Genomic DNA, 17311 nt, shown 5'->3' on the forward strand with positions numbered 1-17311 from the left:
AAGCCAAAAAAGCAGCATAACAAACTTTCGTTGTGATAATAAATGGTTGATTATTTTATGTGCAGTTTTGCGACCCTGCCTATAATTGGAATCGATTACCATTTTTAATGGTGATCTTATTTACTGATATATATGCATTAATTCTACCTAACACACTGCCGGCAACGGCGCATAAGCCCCTTCCAGCAGGCCTGAGGTTCATTAGCCCTGGCTTACGGGGAGGTTATGTCTATCTGTCTGATTGATATCAATCAGGTAATGAGTGGAATCGAACCAATGCAATCTACTAAAAAGGCAATTGAAATTACTGAATCCAGCCTTGCAGCCGCAACAACTGGCTACGATGCTGTAGACGACCTGCTGCATTATCATGAGCGGGGCAACGGGATTCAGATTAATGGCAAGGATTCATTTTCTAACGAGCAAGCTGGGCTGTTTATTACCCGTGAGAACCAAACCTGGAACGGTTACAAGGTATTTGGCCAGCCGGTCAAATTAACCTTCTCCTTCCCGGACTATAAGTTCTCTTCCACCAACGTCGCCGGCGACACCGGGCTGAGCAAGTTCAGCGCAGAACAGCAGCAGCAGGCTAAGCTGTCGCTGCAGTCCTGGGCGGACGTCGCCAATATCACCTTCACCGAAGTGGCGGCCGGTCAAAAGGCCAACATCACCTTCGGCAACTACAGCCAGGATCGTCCCGGCCACTATGATTACGGCACCCAGGCCTACGCCTTCCTGCCGAACACCATTTGGCAGGGCCAGGATCTGGGCGGCCAGACCTGGTACAACGTCAACCAATCCAACGTGAAGCATCCGGCGACCGAAGATTACGGCCGTCAGACGTTCACCCATGAGATTGGCCATGCGCTGGGCCTGAGCCACCCGGGCGACTACAACGCCGGTGAGGGTAACCCGACCTATCGCGACGTCACCTATGCAGAGGATACCCGCCAATTCAGCCTGATGAGCTACTGGAGTGAAACCAACACCGGTGGCGACAACGGCGGCCACTATGCCGCGGCTCCGCTGCTGGATGACATTGCCGCCATTCAGCATCTGTATGGCGCCAACCTGTCGACCCGCACCGGCGACACCGTGTACGGTTTTAACTCCAACACCGGTCGCGACTTCCTCAGCACCACCAGCAACTCGCAGAAAGTGATCTTTGCGGCCTGGGATGCGGGCGGTAACGATACCTTCGACTTCTCCGGTTACACCGCTAACCAGCGCATCAACCTGAACGAGAAATCGTTCTCCGACGTGGGCGGCCTGAAGGGCAACGTCTCGATCGCCGCCGGTGTGACCATTGAGAACGCCATTGGCGGTTCCGGCAACGACGTGATTGTCGGCAACGCGGCCAACAACGTGCTGAAAGGCGGCGCGGGTAACGACGTGCTGTTCGGCGGCGGCGGGGCGGATGAGCTGTGGGGCGGTGCCGGCAAAGACATCTTCGTGTTCTCTGCCGCCGGCGATTCCGCACCGGGCGCTTCAGACTGGATCCGCGACTTCCAGAAAGGGATCGACAAAATTGACCTGTCGTTCTTCAACAAAGAGGCGCAGAGCAGCGATTTCATTCACTTCGTCGATCACTTCAGCGGCACGGCCGGCGAAGCGCTGCTGAGCTACAACGCTTCCAACAACGTGACCGATTTGTCGGTGAATATCGGTGGCCATCAGGCGCCGGACTTCCTGGTGAAAATCGTCGGCCAGGTTGACGTCGCCACTGACTTTATCGTGTAACACAGCAACGGAACGCCCGGCGCAGTCTCGGCCGGGCGTGATGCGGGAGCCCGGTATGAAAGGTACTTTAACGCGCACCGCTTTGGCGGCGGGCGGCATGATGGTGACGAGTGCGGTCATGGCCGGCAGCCTGGCGCTGCCGACCGCGCAGTCGCTGGCGGGGCAATGGCAGGTGGCCGACAGCGAGCGGCAATGCCAAATCGAGTTTTTGGCGAATGAGCAAAGTGAAACCAACGGCTATCAGCTGGTGGATCGGCAACGTTGTCTGCAAAGCGTGTTTGCGGCCGAGGTGGTGGGCTGGCGCCCGGCGCCGGACGGCATCGCCCTGCTGCGGGCGGATGGCAGCACGCTGGCGTTCTTCTCGCGCGACGGCGATCTGTATCGCAATCAGCTGGGCGCCGATGATGCCCTGACGTTGAAAGCGCTGGCTTGATAATGAAAAACGGGTTCGGCGCGCCGAACCCGCGGCAGATAGTTACAGGTAGAGCGAACGCACGATCAGGAAGTGGCCGGAGAAGTAACAGAAAGCCACGATGGCGTCCGCCGCGCGGAAGGTGAAACGGTAGCGGTTGAGCAGCCAAACCACGTTGGCCAGCAGCAGCAGCGAGGTGCCGGTCAGCAGCGAGAAGCCGAAATCGGTGCTGCGCAGGAAATATTGCTCGCCCGCCAGCCAGACCATCAGCAGCGTCATCGCCACGTAGGTGACGATCGGCCAGCGCATCTCTTCCAGCCGGGTCCAAAGGGTGGCCAGCAGCAACGCGCCGATCGCCAGCAGCGCCAGCGGCAGCGGCCAGAACAGGCTGAACGTCATCTGGCTGGCGAAGCTCAGGGTATACAGCAGATGGGACAGGAAAAAGGCGCCGATGGCGTACAGCACCCGCTCGCGCGGCAACAGGAGCAGCGCGTCGCCGATCAGCGTCGCCAGCAGGCCGAGCACGATCAGATAACCTGCTGCGCCGAGCACCGGCGCCTGCCAGGCCAACAGCAACAGCAGCAGCAGCGTGACGGGTTTGAACACCCAGCGCTGCCAGCGCGGGCCACGGTATGAGGCGTCGACGAACAGCCAACCGGAAAAGAATACGGCAAGGAACGGCCAACTCATTTATGTCTTCCTTATGCATGAGGGAGCCGCAACAACCGGCTCCAAACTGTCACCAATGTCACTTCTTATTTCAGTGTAGGTAGCCTGCCGACGATCGACAATGCTTTCTTGAGAATGCTATGTTTACGCCGATTTGGCCGTGAAGGAAATGGGAAACCGATGAGCAAGCCACCGTTATTTTTTGTCGCCGTGATTGCGCTGATCGCCGTGCTGGCCACGCAACGCTACTTCAAACAGCGCCAGCGGGAGGCGGAAAACGATCGCGCGCCGATGCGCAGCCTGCAGGTGACGGTGAGCGACAAGCGCAGCTTCCCGGTCGCCAGGACCCGCGCGCCGCAGCGCGAACCGCTGGTCAATGAGCCGATGTATTACGAGGTGGTGTTCAGCCCGAACCAGGGCGGTGAAGACATCACGCTTCGGCTGAAACAGTGGCAATACAACCCGATAGAAAAAGGCGCGCAGGGCACGTTGAACATGCAGGGCACGCGCTTCGTCTCTTTCAGCGTTCAGCCGTAGCGGTCATTTCTTCTTGATGGGCGGCTGTTTCTTTTGCCAGGCCAGCAGCTCGAACACGCCAAAGATAAAGATCTTGGCTTCTTGCCAGTAGCTGATTGGCTGATCCTTCGGCTGGGTGGATTTCAACAGCACCAGCTGCAGGCCGTGCATCACCACCATAAAGAACAGCGCCACGTCGATGAAATACTTCAGCGGCTTGGGAAAAGGATGGAACAGGTTAGAGAGCAGGAAGCCCCACACGCACAGCATCAGCAGGCGGCCCAGATTAATCAGCATGGTCGGTTTTCTCTTGCGAACGAATATAAAGGCGATAGGCCACCTGGCCGGCGACCTTCTCCCGGTGCAACTGCCAGCTGGCAGGCACGTCCGCCGCGGCGCTTTCCGCCTCGGCTTCTACATAGATCCAGGCCTCGTCGGCCAGCCAGCCACGCTGCTCCAGCAGCAAGGCGGTCTCTGCCAGCAGGCCTTTGCGAAACGGCGGATCGAGGAACACCACGTCGAACGGTTGGCCCTCGCCCGCCAGCCAGCTCAGCGCGTTGGTGTTGATAACCACCCCCTTGCCCTGCAGCAGCGCCAGATTTTTTTCCAGCTGCTGCGCCACCGGCCGTTCGAATTCCAACAGCGTGGCGCTGCCGGCGTAGCGCGACAGCGCTTCCAGCCCTAATGCGCCGCTGCCGGCGAAACAGTCCAGGCAGCGCGCGCCCTGAATCACCGGCGCCAGCCAGTTGAACAGGGTTTCGCGCACCCGATCGGTGGTGGGGCGCAGCCCCGGGCTGTTCGGCACCGGAAGCTTGCGACCGCGCCATTGGCCGCCGATGATGCGGATCTGTCCGGCTGCGGCCTGGGGCGGTTTTTTGGCCGCCGCCCGTGGCGAGAGTCTTGTCATAAGCGTTGTTTGATTTCTTTTGCGGCGCGGAGCCGTAGAGGTTAACGAAAAGTTGCCCCTATTCTACCGGTGACGGGCTTCGGGGGGAACGGTAAAACTTTGTTGTCTGATTTCACACCGGAAAGCATGCCGGATGCGTGTTGCTGCGCGAGGGAAAGTGATAGACTCGGCGGATTATTGTCAGCATATATCCTTCAGGTATGTAGGGTAAGCGAGCCTTCGGTACGGAGTAGAGTCATAACATGGCAAAAGATAAGAAACGTGGGTTTTTCTCCTGGCTGGGGTTTGGCCAGAAGGAAAAGGAAGAAGAGCAACAGCAACCTGAGCAGCCGGTAGAGCAGGCGGAGCCTCAGGCCGCGGAGACACCGGCTGAACCGGCCACCGCCAAGCTGGATGACAAGCTCCCCGCCCAGGAATCTGAACCTGCCGCCTCCGTCGACACCCCGGGAGAGTGGGATAGCGGCCAGGCCGGCGAACCCATCGCGGAAAACCTGCCGGCGGCGGCCGAACACCCGACGGCGCAAGCGTTGGCCGAAGAGATTGTCAGCGTGACCGAGCAGGTAGTGGCGCAGCAGCAGCCGGTCGTCGAGCCCGAGCCGGTGGTTGAGCCCGAGCCGGTCGTTGAACCCGAGCCGGTCGTTGAACCCGAGCCAGTTGTTGAGCCTGAGCCGGTGGTTGAGCCTGAGCCGGTCGTTGAGCCTGAGCCGGTCGTTGAGCCTGAGCCGGTCGTTGAACCCGAGCCGGTCGTCGAGCCCGAGCCGGCCGTCGAGCCAGAGCCGGCCGTTGAACCTGAGCCGGTTGTCGAGCCTGAGCCTGTCGTCGAACCTGAGCCGGTCGTTGAGCCCGAGCCGGTCGTTGAACCCGAGCCGGTTGTCGAGCCCGAGCCGGTTGTTGAGCCCGAGCCAGCCGCTGAGCCCGAGCCGGTCGTCGAACCAGAATCGGAGCCGGAAGAAGAAGCGCCGCTTGAACCTGTGGTGCCGGCCGCTGCGCAAGAGCAGGAGCGGCCGACCAAAGAGGGCTTCTTCGCTCGCCTGAAACGTAGCCTGCTGAAAACCAAGCAAAACCTCGGCTCCGGCTTTATGGGGCTGTTCCGCGGTAAAAAGATCGACGACGACCTGTTCGACGAGTTGGAAGAACAGCTGCTGATCGCCGATGTCGGCGTGGAGACCACGCGCAAGATCATCACCTCCCTGACCCAGCACGCCAGCCGCAAGCAGCTGAAAGACGCCGAAGCGCTGTACGGCAAGCTGAAGGAGGAAATGTCCGAAATTCTGGCCAAGGTCGATCAGCCGCTGGATGTCAGCGGGAAAACCCCGTATGTCATTCTGATGGTCGGCGTGAACGGCGTGGGTAAAACCACCACCATCGGCAAGCTGGCGCGCCAATTCCAGGCGGAAGGCAAGTCGGTGATGCTGGCGGCGGGGGATACTTTCCGCGCCGCGGCGGTGGAGCAGCTGCAGGTGTGGGGCGAACGCAACCGCATTCCGGTGGTGGCGCAGCATACCGGGGCGGATTCCGCTTCGGTGATCTTCGATGCGGTGCAGGCCGCCAAGGCGCGCGGCATCGATGTCTTGATCGCCGATACCGCCGGTCGTCTGCAGAACAAATCGCACCTGATGGAAGAGCTGAAGAAGATCGTCCGCGTCATGAAAAAACTGGACGACCAGGCCCCCCATGAGGTTATGCTGACGCTCGATGCCAGCACCGGCCAGAATGCGGTCAGCCAGGCGAAATTATTTAATGAGGCCGTGGGCTTAACCGGCATCACGCTGACTAAACTGGACGGTACCGCCAAGGGCGGGGTGATCTTCGCCATCGCCGATCAGTTCGGTATCCCGATTCGCTATATCGGCGTCGGGGAAGGCATCGAAGATTTGCGGCCGTTTAAGGCTGACGATTTTATTGAGGCACTTTTTGCCCGAGAGGATTAATACGGATGATTCGCTTTGAACAGGTCAGTAAAGCTTATCTGGGCGGACGGCAAGCGCTGCAGGGGGTCGATTTCCATCTGCGCCCGGCGGAAATGGCGTTTCTGACCGGCCATTCCGGCGCGGGGAAAAGTACCCTGCTGAAACTGATTTGTGGTATCGAACGGCCCAGCGCCGGCCACATCTGGTTTGGCGGCCACGACATCAGTCGTTTGAAAAACCGCGAGGTGCCGTTCCTGCGTCGGCAGATCGGCATGATCTTCCAGGATCACCACCTGCTGCTGGATCGCACGGTGTATGACAATGTGGCGATGCCGCTGATCATCGCCGGCGCCAGTACCGAAGACATCCGCCGCCGCGTCTCCGCCGCGCTGGACAAGGTCGGTTTGCTGGATAAAGCGAAGAACTTCCCGATTCAACTGTCCGGCGGTGAGCAGCAGCGCGTGGGCATCGCCCGTGCGGTGGTGAACAAGCCGGCGGTGTTGCTGGCGGATGAACCGACCGGCAACCTGGACGACGCGCTGTCGGAAGGCATTCTGCGCCTGTTTGAAGAATTCAACCGCGTCGGCGTCACCGTATTAATGGCGACGCACGACACCGGGCTTATCGCCCGCCGCAATTACCGCATCCTGACGCTGAGCCAGGGCCGCATGCAAGGGGGCGCTCACCATGGCCAATAACGCAAAAACCGCCAAGAGCAAGGCGCTGCGCGGCGGCTGGCGCGAACAGTGGCGTTACGCCTGGATGAACGCCATCAAAGACATGCTGCGCCAGCCGTTGGCGACGCTGTTGACGGTGATGGTGATCGCCATCTCCCTGACGCTGCCGAGCGTGTGCTACATCGTGTGGAAAAACGTCAGCACCGCGGCCAGCCAGTGGTACCCGACGCCGCAGCTGACGGTCTACCTGGATAAATCGCTCGACGACGACGCGGCGCTGAAAGTGCTCGACGCCATCAAGGCGGAAGCCGGCGTGGAGAAGGTGAATTACCTGTCGCGTGAAGAAGCGCGCGGCGAGTTCCGCAACTGGTCGGGCTTTGGCGGCGCGTTGGACATGCTGGAAGAGAACCCGTTGCCGGCGGTGGCGATCGTTACGCCGAAGATGAGCTTCCAGAGTTCGGATACCCTCAACACCCTGCGCGATCGCGTGGCGGCGGTGCAGGGCGTGGAAGAAGTGCGTATGGATGACAGCTGGTTTGCCCGCCTGGCGGCGCTGACCGGGTTGGCGGGCCAGATCGCGGCGATCATCGGCGTGCTGATGATCGTGGCGGTGTTCCTGGTGATCGGTAACAGCGTGCGTCTGAGCATCTTCAGCCGCCGCGACACCATCAACGTGATGAAGCTGATCGGCGCCACCGACGGTTTTATCCTGCGGCCGTTCCTTAACGGCGGGGCGATGCTCGGCTTTGCCGGCGCGCTGCTGTCGCTGGTGCTGTCCGGCGCGCTGGTGTGGCAGCTGGAGTCGGTGGTCGCCGGGGTGGCCAAGGTGTTCGGCACCACCTTCACCCTCCACGGGCTGGGCTGGGACGAGGCGCTGTTGCTGCTGATCATCTCCGCGATGATCGGTTGGATCGCCGCCTGGCTGGCGACGGTGCAACATTTACGCCGATTTACACCACAGTAAGATTTTTTTGGTATACTCTTCTCCTGCTGCTTTTGATCGCGTTGCGGGAGAAGAGTGACCTCAAGCGAAGTCAGCACAACACCTCTCTTCTTAGCGCACAAATTCCCTATCGGCCTGCACTCTCGTCACGTATTGTCAGCAACAATGCTTGCAAAAAAGGGTGAACTTTTAGGGCGGAGTACGGTCAAAAATTGCAGCAAATGTTAAGGTGCCCGGCGTGTGGAACCGCTTTTGCTTCAGCAACTGCCGTAGAATCAATCATTTCCCCGCTGTAATAATCACCTGCATGATTTTGTATTCTCATAGAGAGGGTTTGAATGACCAAAGAAATGCAAACTTTAGCCTTAGTACCCCAAGGTAGCTTGGAAGCCTATATCCGGGCAGCCAACGCCTATCCGATGCTGACGGCAGAGGAAGAGCGGGAGCTGGCTGAACGGCTGCATTATCAGGGCGATCTGGATGCCGCTAAGCAGCTCATCCTGTCTCACCTGCGCTTTGTCGCTCATATTGCCCGCAACTATTCAGGCTATGGTCTGCCACAGGCGGATCTGATTCAGGAAGGCAATATCGGCCTGATGAAAGCCGTTCGCCGCTTCAACCCTGAAGTCGGCGTGCGTCTGGTTTCCTTTGCGGTGCATTGGATTAAGGCGGAAATCCACGAGTACGTATTGCGCAACTGGCGCATCGTGAAAGTGGCGACCACCAAAGCGCAGCGCAAGCTGTTCTTTAACCTGCGCAAAACCAAACAGCGTTTGGGCTGGTTCAACCAGGACGAAGTGGAACTGGTGGCCCGCGAGCTGGGCGTAACCAGCAAAGACGTGCGCGAGATGGAATCTCGCATGGCGGCGCAGGACATGACGTTCGATCCGACTCCGGACGACGAGGCCCGCGATGGCCAGTCGATGGCGCCGGTGCTGTACCTGCAGGACAAGAGCTCCGACTTCGCCGAAGGCATTGAGGAAGATAACTGGGAAAGCAACGCCGCAGACAAACTGGCCTATGCGCTGGAAGGTCTGGATGAGCGCAGCCAGCATATCATCCGCGCCCGCTGGCTGGACGACGACAACAAGTCGACGCTGCAGGAGCTGGCCGATCAGTACGGCGTTTCCGCCGAGCGCGTGCGCCAGCTGGAAAAGAACGCCATGAAGAAATTGAAAATGGCGATCGAAGCCTGAGTCGATGCGATATTCGAAAAAAAGCCCGGCAAGCCGGGCTTTTTCATGCCTGAAATTCGGCGTTATGGCGCCACGGTGGCGAAGTCCGGCGCTGGGCAGTCGTAGCCGAATTTCGCCGCCCACGGGTAGCGAGTGCCGGTGTTAATGTAGCGTTGATAAAGCGCCCGGCCGGTCTTGGCGTCGCGCTTGATAACCCAGCTGGCGGCGTTACACAGCACGGCGGCATAGGCCTGGCTCTTCGGCGGCAGCAGATCGGCCGCCTGTTGCGCCAGCCCCACCGCCTGCCAGCGATAGTGCAGGAAACGGTTGTCCTGCGCCAGCAGCGCCGCCTTGGCGCGCGCCGCTTCTGCGCTGTCGATCCAGCTTTTATGCTTCAGCTCGCGAGTATCGAACGCATCCCCCAGATAGGAATAGCCGGCGCCATAGATGGCGTAATCCGGCGTCATCTCATAGCCGGTAAACTCCAGCCCCTGGGCGCGCAGCAGGTTGGCCGCACGATAGTAAGCTTGCGCGCGCGCCAGCGGCGCGGCGGATTTGTCCTTGGCGGCCTTCAGCTCATCGGCGTACTGCTGCGCCGCTTGCCGGTAGTTAGGGATATCGAAATAGGCCTGGGCTTCCGCGGCCCGCCCGGCGCGCATCAAGCGCCGCGCCAGCAGTTCGCGCAGCTGCACTTCCGGCGTGATTTGCTGGCCACCACCGTAGTCGTCCGGGTTAACCGGCTTGAGCGGCGTCGTCGGCGCCGGGGCGTGCTTATCGACAAAGCCTTTCAACTCATCGACGGTCAGCACGCGCTCCGCCACGTCGGCCACGTCGGCCCAGTAGATCGCCTTGCCGCGATACAGCAGGTCCATCGCCTGCAGATAGTCGCCGCGGTTCAGCGCCAGAATAGCCTGTTCGCCGGCCACCCGGCACTCGGGGACGATGGTTTCCGCGACGAAGTCGGCGTTGCGCTGTTCGCCCCAGCTTTCGTCGGCGGGGAACGCGCTTGCCGCCTTGGCGTAGGCGGCGGTGGCGGCTTTCACGTCGCCGTCGCGCAGCGCCATTTTGGCGCGCAGCCACCACGCCAGGCCGCTGTCGCCGGCGTTTTTCAGCAGGCTCGCCGCCATCGGGTACTGCCCGGAACGGTAGGCCAATGCCGCCAGCCGATCGCTGCCGGCGAAGCCGCTTTTCACCGTGCCGTCCAGCAGCGTCAGGATCTGGCTGATGATCTGGGCAGAGCGGCCGTTGCCGTCGGTATCCGCCATTTGCAGATTGCCGCTGCGGGCGAACAGCTCAATGGTCACCAGCTGCTGGATCAACGGATCGCCGATCACCTGCTTCAGCGTTTCCAGATGGTCGGGATTGACCAGGTAGCTGGAGACGTACTGCAGCGACTGCCCGCCGCTCGGATCGCCCTGCGCCGCCTGCTGTGCGTACAGGTGGGCAGCGGGGGCGACGTCACCCAGCCACAGGTGGATGCGCGCCTGCTGCCCGAGGCTGCTTAGCGCCAGCTGGTCGGGATCGGCGGCGCCGCTTTTCACCCGATCGATCACCTGCTGGAACGCCGCCAGCGCCTGTTCAAGTTCGGCTTTAGGCGGATGCTCGGCGGCGGGGGCCGCTTCACCCGATTCATTCACCGGCGTACCGTGGTCAGCCATCAACACCCGCCCAAGCGAATACTGCGCCCGCAGCCCCCAGTCGCCTTGTTCGGCGGCCGGGAGCTTCAGCACCTGCTGGAAATAGTCTGTGGCGCGCGGATCATGGCTGGCGAAAGCGACGGCGCCCAGTTGATAAAGGCGTGCGGCGTTGGACAACCCCTGAGTATTGACGGCGTCAGCCTCTTCCACCGTTTTGGCGGCGCGCATTTTGCCGATCGCCACCGTTTCCGGCGACTGCGGCATCGGTTTCGGCGGCATCGGCGGCGGCGGGGCTTGCCAGTGCGGCAGCTGCTTATCCGCCGGCACCAGTCGGCTGGCTTCGAAGGCGAAATTGCCCTCCGGCATATACAGCAGGGTGCCGTTGCGGTCGATCAGCAGCCGGTTAGGGAAATCCGGGCCGCAAGCATAGCCGCTCAGCGGCAGCGCGGCGCCGATCAGCATGGCCAGCGGAAGAAGGCGGCGGGTGTTCCGTGCCGCGCGCGTATCAAGGTGTGACAAGGGTGCCTCCTGGCGTCAGTTGTTGGCAGCGTAGCCAGCCCAGCGGCCGGGATTGCCCGGCGCGCAGCTGATCGCCGCTGATGCGAATAAAGCGTTGCCGCTGCGGTGCGGATTCCAGCCGGTAGTTGCCGACCGCGTCCGCCGCCAGGCAGTCGTCGGCGCGGATGGCCACCTCTTGCGGCAGCGGGGCGTCCACCAGCCCGTTGTTATGAATTATCAGATCATACAGCCCGTTTTGCTGTGGCTGAGGCCTAAATTTTACCTGCCAGTCGACGTTCAGCGGCTGCCGTTCGATCACCGCTCGCAGCGTGGCGAGCGACCAGGCGCGCCGATCGTCCGCCAGCGGCAAGCGGAACCAGATAATGCCGCGCAGCCGGGGCGGCGTTTGCTGCGCCAGCGTCTGCAGAAAATCGGCGATCTGCTGCGGCGCGACCGTCAGCTCGCGGCCGTTGCCCGCCACGCGCAGCGAGGACTCGCTCTCCACCTGCGCGCCCTGCGCATCAAACCCCAGCAGCGCCATGCCGTAGGCCGGCAGCGCGACGCGAAACGGCTTCGGTGTGACGGAGGCGTACTGCCGCACCCAGCGCAGCGCCAAGGAGCCGTCAAACAGCCCCTGCTGCGGCGAGAGCACCGCGTGCACCTGCAGGACGGAGCTGTCGGCCTGTTGCAATACGCCGGGCAGGTCGGGCGAGCCGATCCAGGCCGGCAGGGCGGTGATGCCGAGCTGCAAAGCGGCGGGCAGCCGTTGGCGCAGTTGCTGCAGAAAGCGTTGGTAGTCCGGCAGGCGGGCGGTGGCGGCGTCATGATCGATCTCGACGCCGGTGACGGGCAGCCCGGCCGCCTGCCAGCGTTGGGTGAGCGCCAGCAGGCGCTGGATAATGGCCTCTTGGTCCAGCTGCGGCAGCTGGCCGTCGAGGCGCGCCACCAGCCAGAGCGGGCGGCCGTCCTGCCGCAGCAGGTTGAGATCGGCCGGGATCTCCCGCCAGCCCTCGCGCGGATGTACCTGCAGCGCCAGCACGCGCAGCCCACCGAACAGATCGCGGCTGTGTGCCAGCGCATCGGCGTGCTGCGGCGTCCAGACCCGCTGCCAGATATAAACCTGCTGATCCCAGCCTGAGGCCAGGCGCAGCGCCTGCTGGCGCCCGAGGAACGCGGCCGCCAGCCCCAGCGCAATCAAGACCAGCGCCGCCAGCCGGCGTTTCATTTTTGCCAGAGATCGCCCTGCGGTGCGAAGCCGCAGGCGCGCATGAAGTTATCGACTTCCCCGCGTTCGCGCGGCGCCAGGCCGGCGGTCGACAGCTGCCAGTGGGCGATCTGCGGCAGCTGACGCTGCGCATCCTGCACCAGGTAAAGACCGACGCCGCGGCGGCGCGTCACTTCGCGTACCAGCAGGTCCTGCAGCTCGGCGCGGTCGTTCTGCAGCGCGATTTTCACCGCCCCCAGCAGCCGCTCGTTGAAGCGGGCGGCGAACAGCGCCTTGCCGTCGCTCAGCCAGCTCTGCCACTGTTCCGGCTGCTGGTGCGGCCAAATTTTACCGAGGTCGATAAGGTCTTGCGGGGACAGCGCGGTCAGGCGCTCGATGGTCAGTTTCATGCAGAATTTCCGCGCAGCTAAATGATGCCGACAGTGTAATAGATCTTGTGCAGAGCGTTGTGTAAGTTTTTCTGTACGATTACTGTGCAATATGTTTTTTGCACGGGGCATTTTCCGAGTAAATAGTTAGTAAACGGATTGTTAACCAGCACAACGCACTACGCCTCAAGGTAAAGAGCGCAGGTTTAATTCGAATTTTATCCTGTTTACACCGCTTGTTTCTGCCTGATGAAGTTGATTTGCAGAAGAAAATTCCTGTTTAATGGCATGAAAAATAAAGTCTTATTAGAAAATAATGCCGACAAAGCGCCTAAATCATTATTACTTATAACAAAAGCGGTCAATAACGATCCGGTGCAGGCAAACACAACAGGTACGTTCACAACGACAGATGGGGATTCGCGGATGAAATTAACAACAGGTAAGGCACTGCTGGCGGGTTGTATTGCGATGGCCATGAGCCAGGCGGCCATGGCGAAAGACATCAAGGTGGCGATCGTCGGGGCGATGTCCGGCCCGGTCGCGCAGTATGGCGACATGGAGTTTACCGGCGCGCGCCAGGCGATTGCCGACATCAACGCCAAGGGCGGCATCAAGGGCGACAAGCTGGTCGGTGTGGAATACGACGACGCCTGCGACCCGAAACAGGCGGTTGCGGTCGCCAACAAGGTGATCAACGACGGCATTCGCTACGTGATCGGCCACCTGTGCTCCTCGTCCACCCAGCCGGCGTCCGATATTTATGAAGACGAAGGCGTGATCATGATTACCCCGGCGGCCACCAACGCCGATCTGACCACCCGCGGCTACAAGATGATCATGCGCACCACCGGCCTGGACTCGGATCAGGGCCCGACCGCTGCCAAATACATCCTCAGCGACATCAAGCCGAAGCGCATCGCCGTGGTGCACGACAAGCAGCAATATGGCGAAGGCCTGGCGCGCTCGGTGCGCGACAGCCTGAAAAAACAGGGCACCGAAGTGGCGATGTTCGAAGGCATCACCGCCGGCGACAAAGACTTCTCCACCCTGGTGGCGCGCCTGAAGAAAGAGAATATCGACTTCGTGTATTTCGGCGGTTACTACCCGGAAATGGGCCAGATCCTGCGTCAGGCCAAGCAGGCCGGGTTGACCACCCGCTTCATGGGGCCGGAAGGCGTGGGCAACTCCTCGCTGTCCAACATCGCCGGAGCCGCTTCGGAAGGCATGCTGGTGACGTTGCCGAAACGCTACGATCAGGTGCCTGCCAACCAGCCGATCGTCGATGCGTTGAAAGCCAAGAAGCTGGATCCGACCGGCCCGTTCGTCTGGACCACCTATGCCGCGCTGCAGTCGCTGACCACCGGCATGGAGCGCAGCGGCAGCCAGGAGCCGGCGGACATCGTCAAGGATCTGAAAACCGGCAAGCCGGTGGAGACCGTGATGGGGCCGCTGAGCTGGGATGACAAGGGCGATCTGAAAGGCTTCGAGTTCGGCGTGTTCGAATGGCATGCCAACGGCACGTCCACACCGATCAAATAAGCCATAATGATTAGGGTGGGGCGCGGCTCGCTGCGCCCGGCGGGTCGGCTTGCCGGCCCCGTCTCCCTTTACCCGCCGGTTCTCCGCTGGCGGGTTTCGCAGCCAAGGGTTCAGAGTATGTCAGAGCAGCTCCTCTATTTTCTGCAGCAGATGTTCAACGGCTTAACGTTGGGCAGCACCTATGCATTGATCGCCATCGGTTACACCATGGTTTACGGCATCATCGGCATGATCAACTTCGCCCACGGCGAGGTGTACATGATCGGCAGCTATGTCTCCTTTATCGTTATCGCCGCCCTGATGATGCTCGGCATCGACGTCGGCTGGTTGCTGATCGGCGCCGCGTTTCTGGTCTCGATCGTCATCGCCAGCGCCTACGGCTGGAGCATCGAGCGGGTGGCCTACAAGCCGGTGCGCAACTCCAAGCGCCTGATTGCGCTGATCTCGGCCATCGGCATGTCGATATTCCTGCAAAACTACGTCAGCCTGACGCAGGGCTCACGCGATCTGGCGCTGCCCAGCCTGGTGACCGGCCAGTGGGTGCTGGGGGAAAGCAATGGCTTCGCCGCCACCATCAGCACCATGCAGCTGACCATCTGGCTCGTGACCTTCCTGGCGATGCTGGCGCTGACGCTGTTTATCCGCTATTCGCGCATGGGCCGCGCCTGCCGCGCCTGTGCGGAAGACCTGAAGATGGCCAGCCTGCTGGGCATCAACACTGACCGGGTGATCTCGCTGACCTTCGTCATCGGGGCTGTGATGGCGGCGGTGGCCGGGGTGTTGCTCGGCCAGTTCTACGGCGTCATCAACCCCTACATCGGCTTTATGGCCGGCATGAAAGCCTTCACCGCCGCGGTCTTGGGCGGCATCGGCAGCATTCCCGGCGCGATGATCGGCGGCCTGGTGCTGGGCGTGGCGGAAGCGCTGACCTCCGCCTATCTCAGCACCGAATACAAAGACGTGGTGTCGTTCGCGTTGCTGATCGTGGTGCTGCTGATCATGCCGACCGGCATCCTCGGGCGTCCGGAGGTTGAGAAAGTATGAAACTCAATCTGCTCAATGCGCTGATCGCCACGGCGGTGCTGTTCGTGATGGCGTCGTTCCTGATGGGCATGCAGCTTAGCCTGGACGGCACCAAGCTGGTGGTGCACGGCGCGGCGGAAGTGCGCTGGATGTGGATCGGCATCGGCTGCGTCATCGTCTTTTTCTTCCAGCTGTTGCGCCCGCTGCTGCAGCAGGGATTGAAAAAAGTCTCCGGCCCGGCGTTCGTGCTGCCGAGCTTCGACGGCACCACGCCGCGGCAAAAGCTGCTGGCGGCTCTGCTCATCGTCGCGGCGGTCGCCTGGCCGTTCCTGGTATCGCGCGGCACGGTGGATATTGCCACCCTGACGCTGATCTACGTGATGCTGGGCCTCGGCCTCAACGTGGTGGTGGGCTTGTCCGGCTTGCTGGTGCTCGGCTACGGTGGTTTCTACGCCATCGGCGCTTACACCTACGCGCTGCTGAATCACTATTACGGCCTCGGCTTCTGGGAGAGCCTGCCGCTGGCGGGCATCGTCACCGCCGCCTTCGGCTTCCTGCTCGGTTTCCCGGTGCTGCGGCTGCGCGGCGACTATCTGGCGATCGTGACGCTCGGCTTCGGTGAGATCGTGCGCATCCTGCTACTGAACAATACCGAGATCACCGGCGGGCCGAACGGCATCAGCCAGATCCCGAAACCGACCTTTTTCGGCCTGGAGTTCAACCGCAGCGTGCGCGACGGCGGTTGGAATACCTTCCATAACTTCTTCGGCCTGAAATACGATCCGAGCGATCGCATCATATTCCTGTATCTGGTGGCGCTGCTGCTGGTGGTGCTGACGCTGTTCGTCATCAACCGCCTGCTGCGCATGCCGCTGGGGCGCGCCTGGGAAGCGCTGCGCGAAGACGAGATCGCCTGCCGCTCGCTGGGCCTCAGCCCGACGCGCATCAAGCTGACCGCCTTTACCATCAGCGCCGCTTTCGCCGGGTTTGCCGGCACGCTGTTCGCCGCGCGCCAGGGCTTCGTCAGCCCGGAATCTTTCACCTTCGTCGAATCGGCCTTCGTGTTGGCGATCGTCGTACTGGGGGGCATGGGCTCGCAGTTCGCGGTCATTCTGGCGGCGATCCTGCTGGTGGTGTCGCGCGAACTGATGCGCGATCTGAATGAATACAGCATGTTGCTGCTGGGTGCGCTGATGGTGTTGATGATGATTTGGCGGCCGCAGGGGCTGTTGCCGATGAAACGGCCGCAGCTGAAGCTGCAGGCGGCGGACATTCAGGCGGGCAAGGGGGAGCAGGCATGAGCGTTCAACCTTTACTGCAGGTGGAGGGCCTGTCGATGCGTTTCGGCGGGCTGCTGGCGGTCAACAACGTGGCGTTGACGCTGAACGAAGGCGAAATCGTGTCGCTGATCGGCCCCAACGGCGCCGGTAAGACCACGGTGTTCAACTGCCTGACCGGTTTTTACCGCCCGACCGGCGGCACCATCAAATTGCGCGATCGCCACCTGGAAGGGCTGGCGGGGCAGGCCATCGCCCGCATGGGCGTGGTGCGCACCTTCCAGCACGTGCGGCTGTTCCGTGAAATGACGGTGATCGAGAACCTGCTGGTGGCGCAGCATCAGCACCTGAAAAGCGGCGTGTTTGCCGGGCTGTTGAAAACCCCGGCCTTCCGCCGCGCCGAAGCCGAGGCGCTGACGCACGCGGCGGAGTGGCTGGAGCGCGTCGGCCTGCTGGAGATGGCCAACCGTTCGGCGGGCAACCTGGCCTACGGGCAGCAGCGGCGGCTGGAGATCGCCCGCTGCATGGTGACCCGGCCGGAGCTGCTGATGCTGGATGAACCGGCTGCCGGCCTCAACCCGAAAGAGACCGACGAGCTGGACCACCTGATCGTCGAGCTGCGCGATCGGCATAAGGTATCGGTGCTGCTGATCGAGCACGACATGAAGCTGGTGATGGGCATCTCCGACCGCATTTATGTGGTGAATCAGGGCACGCCGCTGGCGCAGGGCACACCGGCGGAGATCCGCAACAACCCGGACGTGATCCGGGCTTATTTGGGCGAAGAATAAT

General features: G+C 61.5%; 17 protein-coding genes. 11 read left to right on the forward strand and 6 right to left on the reverse strand.

Annotated elements, in window-relative coordinates:
* The first annotated feature begins 276 nt into the window (after positions 1-276).
* A complete protein-coding gene (locus tag SSARUM2_RS00770) occupies positions 277-1740 on the forward strand; it encodes a serralysin family metalloprotease (protein WP_033636674.1) in 1464 nt (487 codons plus the stop codon).
* A 55-nt stretch (positions 1741-1795) separates the two neighbouring features.
* Positions 1796-2173 (forward strand): AprI/Inh family metalloprotease inhibitor, encoded by a 378-nt coding sequence (locus SSARUM2_RS00775; protein WP_038874139.1) that lies wholly within the window; start codon positions 1796-1798, stop codon positions 2171-2173.
* A gap of 42 nt (positions 2174-2215) precedes the next feature.
* On the opposite strand, the gene SSARUM2_RS00780 is transcribed toward SSARUM2_RS00775, so the two are convergent.
* Positions 2216-2842 carry a lysoplasmalogenase gene (locus SSARUM2_RS00780; protein WP_033636676.1) on the reverse strand — a complete coding sequence of 209 codons (627 nt, stop codon included), beginning with the start codon at positions 2840-2842 and terminating at the stop codon, positions 2216-2218.
* A 159-nt stretch (positions 2843-3001) separates the two neighbouring features.
* Here SSARUM2_RS00780 and SSARUM2_RS00785 point away from each other — a divergent pair, with 159 nt between their 5' ends.
* Positions 3002-3358, forward strand: coding sequence for a DUF2500 domain-containing protein (locus SSARUM2_RS00785; RefSeq protein WP_033649654.1), 357 nt, complete (start codon positions 3002-3004; stop codon positions 3356-3358).
* Between the two features lie 3 nt (positions 3359-3361).
* On the opposite strand, the gene SSARUM2_RS00790 is transcribed toward SSARUM2_RS00785, so the two are convergent.
* Positions 3362-3634 (reverse strand): DUF1145 family protein, encoded by a 273-nt coding sequence (locus SSARUM2_RS00790; protein WP_004934327.1) that lies wholly within the window; start codon positions 3632-3634, stop codon positions 3362-3364.
* Positions 3624-4244 (reverse strand): 16S rRNA (guanine(966)-N(2))-methyltransferase, encoded by a 621-nt coding sequence (gene rsmD / locus SSARUM2_RS00795; RefSeq protein ID WP_033636678.1) that lies wholly within the window; start codon positions 4242-4244, stop codon positions 3624-3626. The genes SSARUM2_RS00790 and rsmD overlap by 11 nt, the downstream gene beginning before the upstream one ends.
* Positions 4245-4486: 242 nt before the next feature.
* On the opposite strand from rsmD, the gene ftsY reads away from it, so the two are divergent.
* The 4 genes from ftsY (at position 4487) to rpoH (ending at position 8970) form a co-directional block, all read left to right on the forward strand.
* Complete coding sequence (ftsY, locus tag SSARUM2_RS00800) at positions 4487-6175, forward strand: signal recognition particle-docking protein FtsY (RefSeq protein WP_060449761.1); 1689 nt, start codon at positions 4487-4489, stop codon at positions 6173-6175.
* A gap of 5 nt (positions 6176-6180) precedes the next feature.
* Positions 6181-6852: a cell division ATP-binding protein FtsE gene (ftsE, locus tag SSARUM2_RS00805; protein WP_004934337.1), complete on the forward strand. Its 672-nt coding sequence runs from the start codon at positions 6181-6183 to the stop codon at positions 6850-6852.
* A complete protein-coding gene (ftsX, locus tag SSARUM2_RS00810; RefSeq protein ID WP_033636680.1) occupies positions 6842-7795 on the forward strand; it encodes a permease-like cell division protein FtsX in 954 nt (317 codons plus the stop codon). The genes ftsE and ftsX overlap by 11 nt, the downstream gene beginning before the upstream one ends.
* A gap of 317 nt (positions 7796-8112) precedes the next feature.
* Positions 8113-8970: an RNA polymerase sigma factor RpoH gene (rpoH, locus tag SSARUM2_RS00815; protein ID WP_004934345.1), complete on the forward strand. Its 858-nt coding sequence runs from the start codon at positions 8113-8115 to the stop codon at positions 8968-8970.
* A gap of 62 nt (positions 8971-9032) precedes the next feature.
* Here the strand turns inward: rpoH and SSARUM2_RS00820 are convergent, their stop codons facing one another.
* From SSARUM2_RS00820 to panM, 3 genes are read right to left on the reverse strand one after another with little or no spacing between them, the layout of a single operon-like run.
* Positions 9033-11048, reverse strand: coding sequence for a hypothetical protein (locus SSARUM2_RS00820; protein ID WP_120150903.1), 2016 nt, complete (start codon positions 11046-11048; stop codon positions 9033-9035).
* 43 nt (positions 11049-11091) lie between these two features.
* Entirely contained in the window at positions 11092-12309 is a 1218-nt protein-coding gene (locus tag SSARUM2_RS00825; protein WP_033649657.1) for a DUF3142 domain-containing protein, read from the reverse strand.
* The gene (gene panM, locus SSARUM2_RS00830; RefSeq protein WP_033636683.1) at positions 12306-12698 is read right to left on the reverse strand and encodes an aspartate 1-decarboxylase autocleavage activator PanM; all 393 of its coding nucleotides are present in this window, start codon (positions 12696-12698) and stop codon (positions 12306-12308) included. The genes SSARUM2_RS00825 and panM overlap by 4 nt, the downstream gene beginning before the upstream one ends.
* Before the next feature lie 405 nt (positions 12699-13103).
* Between panM and SSARUM2_RS00835 the strand changes: the two genes are divergently transcribed.
* From SSARUM2_RS00835 to livG, 4 genes are all read left to right on the forward strand, one after another.
* Entirely contained in the window at positions 13104-14219 is a 1116-nt protein-coding gene (locus SSARUM2_RS00835; RefSeq protein WP_033636684.1) for a branched-chain amino acid ABC transporter substrate-binding protein, read from the forward strand.
* A 117-nt stretch (positions 14220-14336) separates the two neighbouring features.
* Positions 14337-15263 carry a high-affinity branched-chain amino acid ABC transporter permease LivH gene (livH, locus tag SSARUM2_RS00840; RefSeq protein ID WP_015376290.1) on the forward strand — a complete coding sequence of 309 codons (927 nt, stop codon included), beginning with the start codon at positions 14337-14339 and terminating at the stop codon, positions 15261-15263.
* Positions 15260-16543, forward strand: a complete 1284-nt coding sequence (locus tag SSARUM2_RS00845) for a high-affinity branched-chain amino acid ABC transporter permease LivM (protein ID WP_049234513.1) — start codon at positions 15260-15262, stop codon at positions 16541-16543. The genes livH and SSARUM2_RS00845 overlap by 4 nt, the downstream gene beginning before the upstream one ends.
* Positions 16540-17310: a high-affinity branched-chain amino acid ABC transporter ATP-binding protein LivG gene (livG, locus tag SSARUM2_RS00850; RefSeq protein ID WP_033636686.1), complete on the forward strand. Its 771-nt coding sequence runs from the start codon at positions 16540-16542 to the stop codon at positions 17308-17310. Before SSARUM2_RS00845 ends, livG begins: the two co-directional genes overlap by 4 nt.
* Position 17311: the final 1 nt, after the last annotated feature.

This window comes from Serratia sp. K-E0102 (assembly GCF_029962625.1).
Taxonomy (GTDB): domain Bacteria; phylum Pseudomonadota; class Gammaproteobacteria; order Enterobacterales; family Enterobacteriaceae; genus Serratia; species Serratia sarumanii.

Excerpts from the sequence above, each read along its gene's own strand:
- SSARUM2_RS00770 (WP_033636674.1), top strand. The coding sequence starts at position 277 with ATGCAATCTACTAAAAAGGCAATTGAAATTACTGAATCCAGCCTTGCA.
- SSARUM2_RS00775 (WP_038874139.1), top strand. The coding sequence starts at position 1,796 with ATGAAAGGTACTTTAACGCGCACCGCTTTGGCGGCGGGCGGCATGATG.
- SSARUM2_RS00780 (WP_033636676.1), bottom strand. The coding sequence starts at position 2,842 with ATGAGTTGGCCGTTCCTTGCCGTATTCTTTTCCGGTTGGCTGTTCGTC.
- SSARUM2_RS00785 (WP_033649654.1), top strand. The coding sequence starts at position 3,002 with ATGAGCAAGCCACCGTTATTTTTTGTCGCCGTGATTGCGCTGATCGCC.
- SSARUM2_RS00790 (WP_004934327.1), bottom strand. The coding sequence starts at position 3,634 with ATGCTGATTAATCTGGGCCGCCTGCTGATGCTGTGCGTGTGGGGCTTC.
- rsmD (WP_033636678.1), bottom strand. The coding sequence starts at position 4,244 with ATGACAAGACTCTCGCCACGGGCGGCGGCCAAAAAACCGCCCCAGGCC.
- ftsY (WP_060449761.1), top strand. The coding sequence starts at position 4,487 with ATGGCAAAAGATAAGAAACGTGGGTTTTTCTCCTGGCTGGGGTTTGGC.
- ftsE (WP_004934337.1), top strand. The coding sequence starts at position 6,181 with ATGATTCGCTTTGAACAGGTCAGTAAAGCTTATCTGGGCGGACGGCAA.
- ftsX (WP_033636680.1), top strand. The coding sequence starts at position 6,842 with ATGGCCAATAACGCAAAAACCGCCAAGAGCAAGGCGCTGCGCGGCGGC.
- rpoH (WP_004934345.1), top strand. The coding sequence starts at position 8,113 with ATGACCAAAGAAATGCAAACTTTAGCCTTAGTACCCCAAGGTAGCTTG.
- SSARUM2_RS00820 (WP_120150903.1), bottom strand. The coding sequence starts at position 11,048 with ATGCTGATCGGCGCCGCGCTGCCGCTGAGCGGCTATGCTTGCGGCCCG.
- SSARUM2_RS00825 (WP_033649657.1), bottom strand. The coding sequence starts at position 12,309 with ATGAAACGCCGGCTGGCGGCGCTGGTCTTGATTGCGCTGGGGCTGGCG.
- panM (WP_033636683.1), bottom strand. The coding sequence starts at position 12,698 with ATGAAACTGACCATCGAGCGCCTGACCGCGCTGTCCCCGCAAGACCTT.
- SSARUM2_RS00835 (WP_033636684.1), top strand. The coding sequence starts at position 13,104 with ATGAAATTAACAACAGGTAAGGCACTGCTGGCGGGTTGTATTGCGATG.
- livH (WP_015376290.1), top strand. The coding sequence starts at position 14,337 with ATGTCAGAGCAGCTCCTCTATTTTCTGCAGCAGATGTTCAACGGCTTA.
- SSARUM2_RS00845 (WP_049234513.1), top strand. The coding sequence starts at position 15,260 with ATGAAACTCAATCTGCTCAATGCGCTGATCGCCACGGCGGTGCTGTTC.
- livG (WP_033636686.1), top strand. The coding sequence starts at position 16,540 with ATGAGCGTTCAACCTTTACTGCAGGTGGAGGGCCTGTCGATGCGTTTC.